General features: G+C 60.0%; 14 protein-coding genes and 1 pseudogene. 5 read left to right on the top strand and 10 right to left on the bottom strand.

Annotated elements, in window-relative coordinates; all coding sequences use genetic code 11:
- The first annotated feature begins 6 nt into the window (after nucleotides 1–6).
- Nucleotides 7–1,047 carry an XdhC family protein gene (locus ACK6BI_RS19150; RefSeq protein WP_409318291.1) on the top strand — a complete coding sequence of 347 codons (1,041 nt, stop codon included), beginning with the start codon at nucleotides 7–9 and terminating at the stop codon, nucleotides 1,045–1,047.
- A gap of 38 nt (nucleotides 1,048–1,085) precedes the next feature.
- Here ACK6BI_RS19150 and ACK6BI_RS19145 read toward each other — a convergent pair whose 3' ends face one another.
- Both ACK6BI_RS19145 and ACK6BI_RS19140 read right to left on the bottom strand, forming a co-directional pair.
- Nucleotides 1,086–1,394 (bottom strand): hypothetical protein, encoded by a 309-nt coding sequence (locus ACK6BI_RS19145; RefSeq protein ID WP_409318290.1) that lies wholly within the window; start codon nucleotides 1,392–1,394, stop codon nucleotides 1,086–1,088.
- Nucleotides 1,395–1,544: 150 nt separating this feature from the next.
- Nucleotides 1,545–1,853 carry a hypothetical protein gene (locus ACK6BI_RS19140; protein ID WP_409318289.1) on the bottom strand — a complete coding sequence of 103 codons (309 nt, stop codon included), beginning with the start codon at nucleotides 1,851–1,853 and terminating at the stop codon, nucleotides 1,545–1,547.
- A gap of 427 nt (nucleotides 1,854–2,280) precedes the next feature.
- Here ACK6BI_RS19140 and ACK6BI_RS19135 point away from each other — a divergent pair, with 427 nt between their 5' ends.
- The 3 genes from ACK6BI_RS19135 (at nucleotide 2,281) to ACK6BI_RS19125 (ending at nucleotide 6,506) form a co-directional block, all read left to right on the top strand.
- A complete protein-coding gene (locus ACK6BI_RS19135; RefSeq protein WP_409318288.1) occupies nucleotides 2,281–4,140 on the top strand; it encodes an ABC transporter ATP-binding protein in 1,860 nt (619 codons plus the stop codon).
- 254 nt (nucleotides 4,141–4,394) lie between these two features.
- On the top strand, nucleotides 4,395–5,888 hold the full coding sequence (locus ACK6BI_RS19130; protein ID WP_409318287.1) for a basic amino acid/polyamine antiporter: 1,494 nt from the start codon (nucleotides 4,395–4,397) through the stop codon (nucleotides 5,886–5,888).
- 75 nt (nucleotides 5,889–5,963) lie between these two features.
- Entirely contained in the window at nucleotides 5,964–6,506 is a 543-nt protein-coding gene (locus ACK6BI_RS19125; protein WP_409318286.1) for an Hsp20 family protein, read from the top strand.
- A gap of 55 nt (nucleotides 6,507–6,561) precedes the next feature.
- Here the strand turns inward: ACK6BI_RS19125 and ACK6BI_RS19120 are convergent, their stop codons facing one another.
- From ACK6BI_RS19120 to ACK6BI_RS19085, 8 genes and pseudogenes are all read right to left on the bottom strand, one after another.
- Nucleotides 6,562–7,704: an ABC transporter permease gene (locus ACK6BI_RS19120; RefSeq protein WP_409318285.1), complete on the bottom strand. Its 1,143-nt coding sequence runs from the start codon at nucleotides 7,702–7,704 to the stop codon at nucleotides 6,562–6,564.
- Complete coding sequence (locus tag ACK6BI_RS19115; RefSeq protein ID WP_409318284.1) at nucleotides 7,701–9,185, bottom strand: efflux transporter outer membrane subunit; 1,485 nt, start codon at nucleotides 9,183–9,185, stop codon at nucleotides 7,701–7,703. The genes ACK6BI_RS19120 and ACK6BI_RS19115 overlap by 4 nt, the downstream gene beginning before the upstream one ends.
- Complete coding sequence (locus tag ACK6BI_RS19110; protein WP_409318283.1) at nucleotides 9,185–10,072, bottom strand: efflux RND transporter periplasmic adaptor subunit; 888 nt, start codon at nucleotides 10,070–10,072, stop codon at nucleotides 9,185–9,187. The genes ACK6BI_RS19115 and ACK6BI_RS19110 overlap by 1 nt, the downstream gene beginning before the upstream one ends.
- Entirely contained in the window at nucleotides 10,069–10,701 is a 633-nt protein-coding gene (locus tag ACK6BI_RS19105) for an ABC transporter ATP-binding protein (protein WP_409318282.1), read from the bottom strand. Before ACK6BI_RS19105 ends, ACK6BI_RS19110 begins: the two co-directional genes overlap by 4 nt.
- Before the next feature lie 65 nt (nucleotides 10,702–10,766).
- On the bottom strand, nucleotides 10,767–11,021 hold the full coding sequence (locus tag ACK6BI_RS19100; RefSeq protein ID WP_085702072.1) for an Lpp/OprI family alanine-zipper lipoprotein: 255 nt from the start codon (nucleotides 11,019–11,021) through the stop codon (nucleotides 10,767–10,769).
- A 175-nt stretch (nucleotides 11,022–11,196) separates the two neighbouring features.
- Nucleotides 11,197–11,757: a nitroreductase family protein gene (locus ACK6BI_RS19095; RefSeq protein ID WP_409318281.1), complete on the bottom strand. Its 561-nt coding sequence runs from the start codon at nucleotides 11,755–11,757 to the stop codon at nucleotides 11,197–11,199.
- 36 nt (nucleotides 11,758–11,793) lie between these two features.
- Nucleotides 11,794–12,681: a universal stress protein gene (locus tag ACK6BI_RS19090; protein WP_409318280.1), complete on the bottom strand. Its 888-nt coding sequence runs from the start codon at nucleotides 12,679–12,681 to the stop codon at nucleotides 11,794–11,796.
- Between the two features lie 37 nt (nucleotides 12,682–12,718).
- A pseudogene (locus ACK6BI_RS19085) lies at nucleotides 12,719–12,934 on the bottom strand (TCP-1/cpn60 chaperonin family protein); the annotation flags it as partial.
- Nucleotides 12,935–13,192: 258 nt separating this feature from the next.
- On the opposite strand from ACK6BI_RS19085, the gene ACK6BI_RS19080 reads away from it, so the two are divergent.
- The gene (locus tag ACK6BI_RS19080) at nucleotides 13,193–13,690 is read left to right on the top strand and encodes a BCAM0308 family protein (RefSeq protein WP_409318279.1); all 498 of its coding nucleotides are present in this window, start codon (nucleotides 13,193–13,195) and stop codon (nucleotides 13,688–13,690) included.
- Nucleotides 13,691–13,698 lie beyond the last annotated feature (8 nt).

The following is a 13,698-nucleotide window of genomic DNA, read 5'->3' as shown; positions in this document are numbered from 1 at the left end:
AATCTGATGGAAAGCATCGACGTGCTGGTCTTGCGCACCGCACGGGACTGGCTCGCCACCGGCGAGCGTGTGCTGCTCGCCACGGTGGCGCGCACCTGGGGTTCATCACCGCGCCCGACGGGTTCGATGATGGCCCTGCGTGACGATGGTCGCGTGGTGGGCAGCGTCTCCGGCGGCTGCATCGAAGACGATCTGATCCATCGCTATACCACGGCGCATGGCGGCAGTGCTTTTAACGACAGCACCCCGCAAGTGGTGCGCTATGGCGTCAGCGCCGATGAGGCCCATCGCTTCGGCTTGCCTTGCGGTGGCACGCTTGAGTTGATCCTGGAATTCAACCCGGCATGGCAGTCACTTGACGAGTTGCTGGTGCAACTGGACGCCGGACGACTGGTGAATCGTCGCCTGACGCTGGAGTCCGGTGAGGTCATGCTCGAAGCGACCGCGATGCCGGAACGATTCCGCTTCGATGGCGCGCAGATGGTCAACACCCTGGGGCCGGGTTATCGGATGCTGATGATCGGTGCCGGTGCGCTGGCCGAGTATCTGGCCACCATGGCGTTGTTCAACGGTTTCAAGGTGGCGGTGTGCGATCCGCGTCCCGAGTACATCGAGACCTGGGCGGTGGATGGCGTGGAGCGGATCGTCGGCATGCCGGACGACGTGGTCCGCGACTTCGCGGTCGACCTGCGCACCTGTATCGTCGCCCTGAGTCATGACCCCAGACTCGACGATCTGGCCCTGCTCGAAGCGCTTCACAGTCCGGCGTTTTACATCGGCGCCATCGGCTCGCGGCGCAACAGCCAGCGGCGTCGCGAACGCCTGATCGAGCATTTCGGTGAGACCACGGCGTCGCTTGAGCGCCTGCACGGACCGATCGGCCTTTACATTGGCAGCAAGACACCCGCCGAAATCGCCGTCAGCGTCATGGCCGAGATCCTGGCGGCCAAGAATGGTGCGAGCCTGCCGGGCAGGCTCAGCATCGCCCAGGCTAAACAGTCGATTGAAGATGACCGTTTGCTACAGGCCAACACCGTCGCCCGGTAACGGCGGACGGCTGTCGGTGAGTCGCTGTCCCGGCCGCTTCAGGCTCCCGATTCAGGATCGCTGGCAGGCATGCCGCGAGGCTCTTTTACATCGACGTCCTGGCTGTAAGACGCGTCAGACTCCCCAGGCTTGCGGGCTCTTTCCCCGCTTCCGGGCTCCGGGTGTTCTGTAGAGACAGCGTTCGTCGCTGCCACGTCCGTCATGTCTTCATCAAGCGGTGCTTCATCATCGGGCGGCAACGGCACTTCGGCCTTTTTGTACCTGGGGTCATGCCCGGTTTCGTTGTCGGTGGTGCGTGTCACGGCCTGCTGCGACTGGTTGCCTGGTGCATTTTCGTCAATGTCCATGATGCCTCTCCGTGTCGGTGCGCGCGATTGCGTGCGTGAACGTGAGAGAACCTGAGTACCTGTGAGTGCCTTCCATTGGACGAATGGCAGGCAATAAAGAACCCGGCTCTTCGGCCGGGTTTCGTTTATCACGCCTGTATACGTAAAAATTTACGCAGCCGCCCGCTCATGCTCGCTCTCATGGACGTAGATCCACGAAATACCCGATGGGGAATGTTCATCAAGACGCATGAGGGCCGAATCGACCTTCTTCTTGGTGATTCCGTCCTTGACCAGATCGAAAACCGTCAGGAAAAAACCGCCCGGAAGCGGCGTGATCGAGAGATTGGTGATGTGCGATTCCGGGCTTCCGGCACGCTGGCCGTGCAGTCCCCAAAGTCGCTCCCAGTAGTCCGCCCGTCCCATGATCTGACCGTTCGTGAGTACCACCCGGAAATCTTCCGCCAGTGCATCGTACAAGGGTTTTATGGCGCCCTCGGATTGAGAAGCGACGCCACGGGACCAGGGAAAAAAGAGGTTGTACCAACGGTCACCTCGGCTTCGACAAGCGCAGTATCAGCCGATGTTGCGAGTCCTTCGCTGACCATCTGTGTTCTCCTTCACAAGAAAAAAGGCGCATGTGCTCCGTTATGCATCGTACGGACGATGCTCCACGCCTTGATCAAGATCCATCCTGAAATCCGGGTGACCGGGGTTTGCTCAACTGATCGATTGTGAAAAACGCGGGTCAATTGGCAGACACGGTCACGACAAGTGGGTTCTGACCTGACGGATAGTATTGAGAACGGCCACAGGGTCAAACGTGTCGAGCGATCGTTGTCCTCCTATCCGGGGGCAACGGTGAAAATGGCATACTCCCCCTGACCAGATCATTTCGGAGACCACTATGCTTCGCGTGTTCGAACGCAGGCTCGACCCTTTTCCGCCTGATGAAGCGCCGCCCCCGCCCGTGGGACTGATGCGTTTTCTGTGGGCCTGCACCCGCGGTGCACGCGGTTATGTCCTCGCTCTGGCGCTGCTCAGTGCCAGTGTGTCGATCTACGAGGCCTGGCTGTTTTCGTTTCTCGGGCAAGTGGTGGACCTGCTCTCGACCTGGCAGGCCGGCGGCGCCGTGAGCGGTCAGGAAAGTCGCGTGCTGTGGGGCATCGCCATCGTCTTGCTCACCAGCGTCGGTCTTGTGGCGTTACGCACGATGGTCCAGCACCAGATTCTGGCGATCAATCTGCCGCTGCGCCTGCGCTGGGACTTCCATCGCCTGATGCTGCGGCAAAGTCTTTCGTTCTTTTCCGACGAATTCTCCGGACGCGTCACGACCAAAGTGATGCAGACCGCGCTGGCGGTCCGCGAAGTGCTGTTCACCGTCATCGAGATCGCCCCCGGCATCGGCGTTTACTTCATTGCGATCATCGCATTGGCCGGAGGCTTTGCCCTGAAACTGATGCTGCCGTTCGTGGCCTGGGTCGCGTTGTTCGGGCTGGCGATGCTGTATTTCGTGCCGCGTCTGGGGCAGGTCGGGCAGGAACAGGCCCATGCCCGGTCGTCGATGACAGGGCGAATTTCCGACGCCTACACCAACATCACCACAGTCAAACTGTTCTCGCACTCCAACCGCGAGGCGCACTTCGCACGCGCGGCAATGGAGGATTTCAAGCAGACCGGTTTTCGCCAGATGCGTCTGGTCAGCCAGTTCGAGATCGTCAATCAGGCGCTGGTAGTCGGGCTGATTCTTGGCGCCGGCGGCTACGCCCTGTGGCTCTGGCATCAGGGTCAGGTCGGCGCGGGTGCGGTGGCTGCGATCACGGCCATGGCGCTGCGGATCAACGGCATGTCCCACTGGATCATGTGGCAAATGACATCGCTGTTCGAAAACATCGGCACCGTTCAGGACGGCATGGCGACCCTGACCCGGGGCCCCAAAGTACAAGACGCGCCGAACGCCGGGGTGCTGGTGCCTTGCGGTGGCGCCGTGACCTTCGACAACGTGCATTTCAATTACAACGGTGAGCGCCAGGTACTCGATGGCCTGAGCCTGCACATACGCGCCGGAGAAAAAATCGGCCTGGTGGGTCGCTCCGGTGCCGGCAAATCGACGCTGATCAATCTGCTGCTGCGTTTCTATGACGTCGACAGCGGCAAAATCTGCATCGATGGGCAGAACATCGCGCAGGTGACGCAGGACAGTCTGCGCAGCGCCATCGGCATGGTCACTCAGGATACGTCGCTGCTGCACCGCTCGATCCGCGACAACATTGCCTACGGACGCCCGGACGCCACCGACGCGCAGGTTCACCGCGCCGCGATCAACGCCCAGGCCGACGGTTTCATCAGCCAACTGAGCGACCGCCAGGGCAATACCGGCTATGACACGCTGGTGGGCGAACGTGGCATCAAGCTGTCCGGTGGTCAGCGCCAACGCATCGCCATTGCCCGGGTCATGCTCAAGAACGCACCGATCCTGCTGCTCGACGAGGCCACCAGTGCGCTGGATTCGGAGGTTGAAGTCGCCATTCAGGAAAGCCTGGATGAAATGATGCAAGGCAAGACCGTCATCGCGATTGCGCATCGATTGTCGACGATTGCCGCCATGGACCGGCTGATTGTCATGGATGAGGGCCGCATCATCGAACAAGGCACCCACGCCGAACTGCTGGAACGAAACGGCACCTATGCGCGACTCTGGCAGCATCAGAGCGGCGGGTTTCTCGGTGAAGATCAGGGGCTGGACGAGGCGCTGGACCGGGCATAGGCCCTTGCGTTGTCTTTGTCCTTGCACTACTGGCGCTCGAACCACAGGCCAATCACCGGGTGGTGAAGAGCGTCAGGATCCAAGGGGTGGCAGCATCGCGTCCCGTTTCCCTGCGTGCGTTCACCCGAACGCGTTTTTCTCTCAGTTGATTTTAATCAAACACGCCTGAGCGCTTCTCGACGAGATTGATCCTCGAAGTCCGCATGACCGTGTCCGCGGCCAATGCCGACCATCCTGTCTCGTGGAGGCGCGTCATGGCTACTCAACTGCAAGACATTCAACCGGGCACTACCCCTGCCCAGCATCCGCCACTGACTGGCAGTTTGCGCAAGAGCGAACCCAGGCGTCTGACCCTGAGCCTGCTGGTGGCGCTGGTGGTGGGTTCGATGATCGGCAGTGGCATTTTCAGCCTGCCACAGAACATGGCCGCCAGCGCCGGGGCCGGGGCGATCCTGATCGGCTGGCTGATCACCGGGGTCGGCATGCTGTCCCTGGCACTGGTCTATCAGAGTTTGTCCAATCGCCAGCCGGCGCTGGACAACGGGGTGTTCGCCTATGCCCGGGCACTGGGCGGTGATTTTCTCAGCTTCAACTCTGCCTGGGGTTACTGGATCAGTGCGTGGATCGGCAATGTCAGTTACCTGGTGATTCTGTTTGCCGCGCTGAGTTACTTTTTTCCGGCATTTGGCGACGGCAATAACAAGGCAGCGATTGTCGGGGCGTCGGTCGTTCTCTGGTCCTTGCACTGGATGATCCTGCGGGGCATGCGCACGGCAGCTCGTGCCAACGCCTTGAGTACGGCGGCCAAGATCGTGCCACTGTTGCTGTTCATCGGTTTCGTGATCGCGGCATTCCGGCGCGACACGTTCGCCGTGGACTTTTGGGGCGCACCGGCGCTGGGCAGCACCCTCGACCAGGTCAAAAGCACGATGCTGGTGACGGTCTGGGTGTTTATCGGCATCGAAGGCGCCAATGTGTTTTCTGCCCGCGCCGCAGAACGCGCCGATGTCGGACGCGCCACGGTCATCGGTTTTGTCATCACCCTGTTGCTGCTGATCGCGGTTTCCCTGTTGTCACTGGGCATTCTCAAACAACCGGAACTGGCCGCCCTGAAAAACCCCTCGATGGCCGGAGTACTGCAGGCTGCCGCCGGGCCATGGGGCGCCGTGCTGATCAGCATCGGCCTGATTGTTTCGGTCGGTGGTGCCCTGCTCGCCTGGACCCTGCTGGCGGCCGAATCGGTGTTCACACCGGCGAAGGAAAAGGTCATGCCACCGTCGCTCGGCGTGGAGACCACCCGTGGCGTACCGGCCCATGCCTTGTGGCTGACCAACGGATGCATCCAGCTGTTTCTGCTGCTGACGCTGTACTCGAACGCCAGTTACCTGGCACTGATTTCCCTTGCCACCTCGATGATTCTGCTGCCCTACCTGCTCAGCAGTCTGTATGCACTGAAAATGACCTGGCAGGGCGAAACCTACGCCGGTCATCGCGCCCTGCAAGTGCGAGACCTGGCCATCGCGCTGGTCGCCACGCTCTATTGCGTCTGGCTGCTGTATGCCGCCGGCCCCAAATACATGCTGCTCAGCGCGCTGCTCTACGCCCCCGGCTCTCTGATCTACCTCGGCACACTGAAGGCCCGTGAGGCACAGCCTCTCGACGGGCCGGACACCGGCCTGTTGATCATCATTTGGGCAGCCGCGGCCTATGCCGGCTGGATGCTGTGGTCCGGAGCGTTGACGCTTTAAGGAGTTCGTTCAGTCCGCGCGGATCGCCGGCAGGACGTCCGGCACTGCGCATTCCATCCGAGAGGAGTACCGAAAATGAGCAATTCCGTGGAAAAAATGCAGGAACATACGGACGCAAAATCGAACCAGGTGCCCGTGACGACCGAGCTCTGGCGCCCACTGGAAAAGCTGCGGCAACAGGTTGACCACCTGTTCGAGGATTTCCACCGCGGGTCATTGATGTCGCCCTTCAGTCGCGGGCTGTTCGATGTAGAACCGTTCTTCTCGCGTGATTTGTTCACCCGCAGCATGCCCGCCGTGGACATCACCGAAAAGGATAAAAGCTACGAGATCACTGCCGAACTGCCCGGCATGGATCAGAAGAACATCGAGATCAAACTGTCCAACGGCAGCCTGATCATCAAGGGCGAGAAGAAGGAGGACAAGGAAGAAAAACGCAAGGGCTATTACTTGAGCGAGCGGCACTACGGTTCCTTCGAGCGGGTGTTCAACCTGCCCAAAGGGGTTGACGCCGAGAAGATCGATGCGCACTTCAGCAAAGGCGTATTGAGCATCTCGCTACCGAAAAAGCCCGAAGCGATGAAAGCGGACAAGGTCGTGCCGATCAAGGGCGAATGAATCGGCAGGCGTATGCCCCTTGCCGGGAAACCGGCAAGGGTTTTTTTCATGGGCCTCAGCCTCTGAAAATGTCGAACGGCTCGATCTTGAGCACCTTGCGAATGCCCAGGTAGCTTGAAAACCCGGCAATCAACAGTACCAGACCAAACGCCAGGCCCAGATTCCAGAACGTGACAATCGCCGCATAGTTCGGCAGCCAGGTTCTCGCGATGACGATCATCAGGGTTACCAGGCCGATTCCCAGACCATAACCGGTCATCGCGGTGAACATGGCCATGAAGAAGATCATGTAGACCATCTCCCGGCTCTTGGCGCCGATGGCTTTCAGCGCGGCGAACTTGTCGAGGTTTTCCAGAATGAAGCTGTAGAACGTCTGACCGGAAATCGACAGGCCGACCAGAAAACTGATGACTGTCATCATCAGAATATTGGTACCGACCCCCGTCTGATAAATGTAGAAGTCGGCAATGCGCCGGTTGAACTCGTCCCTGGTCAGAGCGATGTAGCCCAAACGCGCCACTTGCTGCTTGATGGCCGCTTCACCTTGCCGGCTTCTGGGCTTGAGCAGAATGTAAGACACGGTGAAGCGTGTCGTGGGAATGTACTCGATGGCGCGCCGATAAGTAGTGTAAAGCGTCGGCACTCCGGTCAAACCGCCGACCAGCACCCTGGCAATGCCGACGAAGGTACCCCGGTGGTCGTTGAGTTCGAACGAGGTACCGATCCCGGGGTTGCCCAGCTTCGCGAACTCGGCATCGTGAACCACGATGAACGCGTTTTCGGCGTAGATATCCTCGATGGCGCCCTGCTCCAGGGCCGGACGACCGAACAGGCTGGTGTCGTCCAGACCAATCACACTGACCCCTTGATAGGTACCATTTGCCAGACGCACCTGGGCGCTGCCAATGAATACCGGGACGGCGTATTCCACCTCCTGCATGCTGCGCACTGCGTCCAGCAAATAGTCCGGCAACGGAATGGCAATCGTAGGGGTGTTGACCGCCGGATCGATGATCCACATCGGTGCACCGATATTGGTGACCGTCGAATAGGCGCGGTTCAGGATACCGGCGAACATGGCAGTCATTTGCATCATCAGAAACACCGAGAAGGTAATGCCCACCAGTAACGCGGAGAATTTGGCGCGATCATTGACCAAAAGCCTGTACCCGATGCGCAGGATCCCGGTGTACTTCATGGCGAAGTTCCGCCGCTGCCGGTATCGGGCCGATTCCACCAGCCGCCGCCCAGCGCCACGAACAACGCGACCGTGTCCTGATGTCGCTGCGCCAATGCTTGAAGGTAAGCGATATCAACCTGATGCAACTGCACATCGGTCACCAGCAGATCCAGATAGGTCACCAACCCCGAGCGATAATTGGCCTGCAGTAACCTCAAGGCTTCTCGGGCAGTGGCCTGCGCCTCGGCCTGCTTCTGCAACGCTTGTGCATCGAGTTCAAGCGCCTTGAGCACATTCGCCACCTGCGCGAAGGACTCCAGCACCACTTGTCGGTAGTTCGCCGCCGCTTGTTGATAGGCGTCAATGGCCGCCTGGCGCCCGAACCACAGGCGTCCCCCCTGAAACAGCGGAATATCGATCGTCGGCCCTACGCTCCAGAATCGGCCGGTACCGGCAAACAACGACCCCAGGGACGATCCCGCCGCACCGTAGGTAGCGCTCAGGCTGAAGCCGGGAAACATCGCCGCCGTGGTGACACCGATTTGCGCGCTGGCCTGATGCAATTGCGCCTCGGCGGCGAGGATGTCCGGACGCTGGCGCACCAGAGCGGAAGGCAGACTGACCGGCAAATCGTGGGGCAACGAAAGTGCCGTCAGGCGAATGTCGGGAAGTTGTAGGTCTGCGGGCAGCACGCCTTCGAGCGTGGCCAGCAAGGACTCGCTTTGACTGACTTTCTGTTTCAACGCCGGCAACAAGGCTTCGTTGGCCGCGATCAGGCTCTGCAGGCTCAATGTCGCCGAATATGGCACGGTGCCGCTGCGCACCTGAACCTGGGTAGATTGCAATTGCTGGCGCTGTAAATCGATCAACTGCTCCGTTGCCTCGATCTGCGCGGCATAGGCTGCCCGGGCAATGGCCGTATTCACGACATTGGCTGTCAACGTGAGGTAGGTCGCCTGTGTCATCCAGATCTGGCGATCAACCTGAGCCTGCAAGTCCTCCACAGCACGTCGCTCGCCGCCAAAGACATCGAGGGTGTAGCTGATCGTGCCACTGAGCGTCATCACGTTGAAGATCGAGCCTGCCGTCGTCAGCCCCTGCTGGACCGGCGCACTGCGCTCACGGCTGGCGCCGAAGCGCGCATCGAGTTGCGGATAGAAGACCCCCTGCCCGGCCCTGAGCCTGTCCTGGCTCTCACGCAATCCGGCTTCAGCCGCCTGCACGGTCATGTTATGGGTGATCGCCTGGCGCACCAGTGCATCAAGCGCCGTCGAGTGGAAAAAACGCCACCAGTCCGGTGTGACCTCACCGCCGGGCACAAACTGTTGAACCTGGCCCTGCGCCGCGACAGTTTCCGGCAGCGGCTCGTTCAGATAACGTTCCGCCTCAGGCGCAGCCGGAGGTGAAAAATCCGGGCCGACCGTGCACCCGCAGCCCAGCATCAGGCTCAGTGCAAGGCAAAAACGCCCGGTGCAGTGAACCCCGCCTGCCCTGTTCATTATTTCTGACCTATGAACACATCCACCAACTGCCCCGGGTAGACGCTCGGTAAATCTTTTTTCTCGAAGCGGAAAATCACCGCCAGCACCCTCAGGTCGACTTTTTCCTGACGCTGATTGGACAGCTCGATTTTCGGCGATACGTAGGGCCTCACCCGCACGAAGACCAGCGGTACACGAATGTCTGTACCGTGAATCAGCATCTGCGCCTGCATATGCTCGGGTGCCGGCAATCGGGTGATCAGAATCTCATCCACATAACAGCGCACGGCCAGATGCGCCTGATCGGCGCTCATGACCAGCAGCGGCGCAAACCCTTGGGTGTAAACGTCATAAGCCCCCTGGGGCGATACATAACTGCCCACTGCGCTGTTGATGGCCATCACCACGCCGTCCGCCGGTGCCTTGATGACATATTGCGCGAGCACCGCCGCCGACGCCTTGAGCGCAGCCTGCGCCTGGGCCACAGTGTCGCGGGCAGTGTCCAGGCTGTCTTTGCTGATGGATTTCGGATCAAGGTTGTAAGAGACCAGGCGCTTGTTGTACTGATCCCGCGCCGTGGCCAGATTGGCCTGGGCCAGTTCGAAACTGGCGCGCGGTACCGCATCGTCAAGGGCCACAAGCGGTGCCCCGCGACTGACCGTTTGTCCTTCGTAAGCCCACACCTGAGCCACGGGTGCGGCTACCTGCGGATAGATCACGATATTGCTGCCACCGGGCTGCTCGCTTTCGATAATGCCGTTGGCGTAGATCGCTGTGGCATCACTGCTGCTCGCCGGAGCAAAGGCCGGAGGCAGGGTTGGCGGTGTCCGTCCGAACAGGTAGGCGGCGGTCAGACCACCGAGAACACCGAGCACCGCCAGCGCAAACAGCATGGACTTTTTCACGATAAGGCTTGCCCGGTGTCGCTGATTCGGCCGTCAGCCATGTAGATGATGCGGTCGGCGTACTCATTTATCCGTGCATCGTGAGTGACGATCAGGATGCAGCGTTGCCGATTGAGCACTCGCGCCTTGACGAAGGCGATGATCATTTTTCCCGTATCGCCATCCAGTGACGCCGTGGGCTCGTCCAGAATCAGAATCTGCGGCTCCCCCACGATAGCCCTGGCAATGGCAACGCGCTGTTGTTCTCCCCCGGAAAGTTTTACAGGCAAGATGTCCCCCCGATCCTTCAGCCCCACTACCTCCAGGCTATGGCGGGCCTTCGACAGCGCATCGCTCCATTCGTGATGCCGAAGGATCAAGGGGATGGCGACGTTCTCGGCCGCCGTCAACCGCGAGAACAAGTGATAGTCCTGGAACACGAACCCGATACGATTCAGGCGCAGTTCGGCCAATCCGTCGCTGCTCAGGCTCCAGATGTCCTGGCCATCGATCTGCACTGTTCCTGAGTCGGGTCGCAGGATGCCGGAGAGCATGCTCAACAGCGTGGTTTTACCGCTGCCCGAAGGGCCGACGATAAACACCATTTCGCCGAACTGCGCGATCAGTTCCACCTGATCGACCGCCTTCATGCGTGCATTCCCTTCGCCAAACCACTTGCACAACCCGCTCGCAACGATGGCCGGGTGGGGATCCATTATTTGCGGCTCGCCTTTTCAAGCATCCGGCTGGCACGCTCGTTGGCCTCATCGGCTGTGCGTTGCGCCTGACTGGCCGCGGCCTGCGCCTGTTCCGCTTTCGAATACGCGGCATCGGCTCTGGATTGCGCAGCCGCGGCAGCGCTTTGCGCCGAATCGATACGAGCATTCATTTCCTGCACATGCTTGTGACTGCACCCCGCCGTCATCGCCAGAAGGACACTCAGCACAACAACAGATAAACGCTTGTTCATGGTGGTTCTCCTCGGTTGAGTGGGCCGGGAACACGCCGGCCCCCTGAAAATATCCGGCGTCCCTGCTCCAGTGCTGTGATTTTTGTCAATGAATGGCCAACCCGGCGTGCAGGGCAATCACTCGTTGCAACAATGTTCGCGAACCCGCTCGCCCGGATGAATGCTCAGTGGTACATCAACCGACCCAGCGAATGTCCGGTGCCTGATGGGCAACCGGCGCCGGCGCGTGTTTCGGATGGCCAACGATGATCGGTGCCACCGCAACCCACGCCTGTGCCAGCTTCAGCGCCTGCTTGCCCTGCGGGGTATTGAGATACCGCTGGGCAAAACCGATCCAGCAAGTGCCGAGCCCTTCTGCACAGGCACTGAGCATCAGGTTCTCGGCCGCCAGTGCACAGTCTTCGACCACCCATTGCCCAGGCGCGTCAGCCGAGATCAGGATCAGCACCGGCGCGTGATAGAAAATCTGGAAGTGCTCATCGTCAAGCAACGCGTGAAAGCGCTCTGATTGTGATCCCGGTGCCAGTGTCTCGAGCATGCAGGCTTTCGCCTCGCGTGAAACCCTATCCAGCAATGCCTGGTCGCGAACCACAGTGAATCGCCAGGGTTGTTGGTTCATTGCACTCGGTGCCAGGGAGGCGGCATGGATCAGGCGCACGATGACCTCGTCGTCGACAGCCTGTGTCGTGTATTCCCGTGTCGAGTGCCGGCCAGAGATAGCCTGGTCGATATTCATGAAGTGTTCCTCCTTCAAGGGCCGGAGACGGTCGTACTACACCGCCAGTACATTGCAGGGGACCTGATACAGAATGTGTTCGGTGGTGCTGCCCAGCAGCTTGTCCAGACCGTGAAACTGCACACGGCCCATGACGATTACATCCACCTGATGCTCGTCTGCGAACTCGCTGAGCGCCGCAACAGGATGTCCCACCACAAAATGCCGGCGATCAGCCGGCACGCCATGCCGGTTGGCCCATTCCAGCCAGGTCTTTTCAAACTCCCGGCGCAGGCCTTTGGTCAGCTCGGCGACCTTGAGGCCGTCGCCCAGCTCTGCCAGGTATTCCTGCGAAACGTCATAGGCATACAACAGGTGCAATTCGGCATCGCACTGGATGGCCAGAGCGGTGGCCTGCTGGATGATGCGCTCGTTCAACCGGTCGTTCTGCGGACCGCTCGCCGAGGCATCGACCGCGGCCACGACCTTGCGCGGCAAGGCATGGGCCGCGCCACCCAACAGGTACACCGGCACCGGGCAGTGGCGTAACAGATACCAGTCCAGCGGGGTGAAGAACGCACGTCTGAGCAAGGATTCGTGCTGCACTTCCTTGATCAGCAAATCGGGATCGAGCTCCGTGACGTGATCGAGGATCCCCTGTTTCATGTCGTCCGCCCAGGCGACTTCGCAGGTTACCGTTACGCCTCGGCCGGACAGTTTCTCCGCCTGGTACGTCAACCAGTCGCGATGTTCCTGCAGATAGTTTTCCCGGGCCTGTTCCCGATTGCCCTCTTCAAGCAGCCACAGAATATCCAGCGACTTGACGAGGGCGACAATGTGCAACGTTGCTCCGCTGGCCCTGGCTAGCGCGCCGGCATGGGTGATCGCCGGGGAACCGCGCAGCACCGGGTTGATGACCAACAACAGGCGTTGATACTGGCTCATGATCTATCTCCCGTCAGGCAGGTCGCGAGACCTGCCTCTGCGTACCGATATTTCCTTCCGGATCCGGCAGGTCGATGCGCTTGGCGATCGTTACACCATCATTGCAGACCGTTGGATTGCCCCATTTACTCTGAATCAACACCGACTTGGACTTGGGGCCCAGCGTCAAGCGCACGGCATCCGCCAACTGAGTGGCACCGCTGAGAATTCTCCCGCGGGCGGCGCCGCGAAATACCGGTTTGCGGTGAGCCATCGGAACGCTCTGCTGCAAGTTCCACGTTCATGCAGAGTCTATTAACCACTCCCGGCGACGTTGACTTTTATCAACAAAGCCCTGCGCAGCCAGGCGCTCCTGTCGATTCATGCATAAACGCGGACCCTTGGCTCGAGCCGCCTTAAGCGCTTGCATCGCAGTTGATAAAAATCAACCTGCTCGAACCCGGATCGCGTCGAAATGAGCGGGTGCGCTTTACCAAGCGTCGGCTGTTCTGATCATCTCTGGAGGAACATCATGGACAAGTTTCAGCAAAGCCAAAAAAACAAACTGTTCAAGAACGCCTCGCATGACCCCTATAGCGCCCCACACACGGAGGGCCCTGCCGTTTGCCCGAAATGCGAAGCCGTGTATACCGCAGGAACCTGGAGCTGGAAACGCCAGGAAAACACCGTGGTTCACGGTGCGCAAACACTGATCTGTCCAGCCTGTCGGCGCATCGAAGACAACAGGCCTGCGGGTATCCTGACGCTCTCCGGCGGCTACTTGCACCTACACCGTGGAGAAATCGTCCAGCTGATTAAACACACTGAGGAAAAGGAAAAAGCCGAGCATCCGCTTGAGCGCATCATCAAGCTTGATGACGCGGCCGATGATCTGGTCGTGACCACTACCGGCATTCATCTTGCCAATCGTCTGGGGCACGCCCTGAAAGGCGCTTTCAAAGGCAACTCTGAATATCGCTACAGCGATAGCGAATATGGCATGAGCGTGCGCTGGTCCCGTGAGGAATAACCCGGACA

The organism is Pseudomonas sp. KCJK9016 (genome assembly GCF_046231795.1).
In the GTDB taxonomy this organism is placed as follows: domain Bacteria; phylum Pseudomonadota; class Gammaproteobacteria; order Pseudomonadales; family Pseudomonadaceae; genus Aquipseudomonas; species Aquipseudomonas bananamidigenes.
This window is presented reverse-complemented; position numbering and strand designations above follow the sequence as displayed.

Bases quoted from the DNA above. Each gene is read 5' to 3' on its own strand.
- ACK6BI_RS19150 (WP_409318291.1), top strand. From the start codon at position 7: ATGGAAAGCATCGACGTGCTGGTCTTGCGCACCGCACGGGACTGGCTC.
- ACK6BI_RS19145 (WP_409318290.1), bottom strand. From the start codon at position 1,394: ATGGACATTGACGAAAATGCACCAGGCAACCAGTCGCAGCAGGCCGTG.
- ACK6BI_RS19135 (WP_409318288.1), top strand. From the start codon at position 2,281: ATGCTTCGCGTGTTCGAACGCAGGCTCGACCCTTTTCCGCCTGATGAA.
- ACK6BI_RS19130 (WP_409318287.1), top strand. From the start codon at position 4,395: ATGGCTACTCAACTGCAAGACATTCAACCGGGCACTACCCCTGCCCAG.
- ACK6BI_RS19125 (WP_409318286.1), top strand. From the start codon at position 5,964: ATGAGCAATTCCGTGGAAAAAATGCAGGAACATACGGACGCAAAATCG.
- ACK6BI_RS19120 (WP_409318285.1), bottom strand. From the start codon at position 7,704: ATGAAGTACACCGGGATCCTGCGCATCGGGTACAGGCTTTTGGTCAAT.
- ACK6BI_RS19115 (WP_409318284.1), bottom strand. From the start codon at position 9,185: ATGAACAGGGCAGGCGGGGTTCACTGCACCGGGCGTTTTTGCCTTGCA.
- ACK6BI_RS19105 (WP_409318282.1), bottom strand. From the start codon at position 10,701: ATGAAGGCGGTCGATCAGGTGGAACTGATCGCGCAGTTCGGCGAAATG.
- ACK6BI_RS19100 (WP_085702072.1), bottom strand. From the start codon at position 11,021: ATGAACAAGCGTTTATCTGTTGTTGTGCTGAGTGTCCTTCTGGCGATG.
- ACK6BI_RS19095 (WP_409318281.1), bottom strand. From the start codon at position 11,757: ATGAATATCGACCAGGCTATCTCTGGCCGGCACTCGACACGGGAATAC.
- ACK6BI_RS19090 (WP_409318280.1), bottom strand. From the start codon at position 12,681: ATGAGCCAGTATCAACGCCTGTTGTTGGTCATCAACCCGGTGCTGCGC.
- ACK6BI_RS19080 (WP_409318279.1), top strand. From the start codon at position 13,193: ATGGACAAGTTTCAGCAAAGCCAAAAAAACAAACTGTTCAAGAACGCC.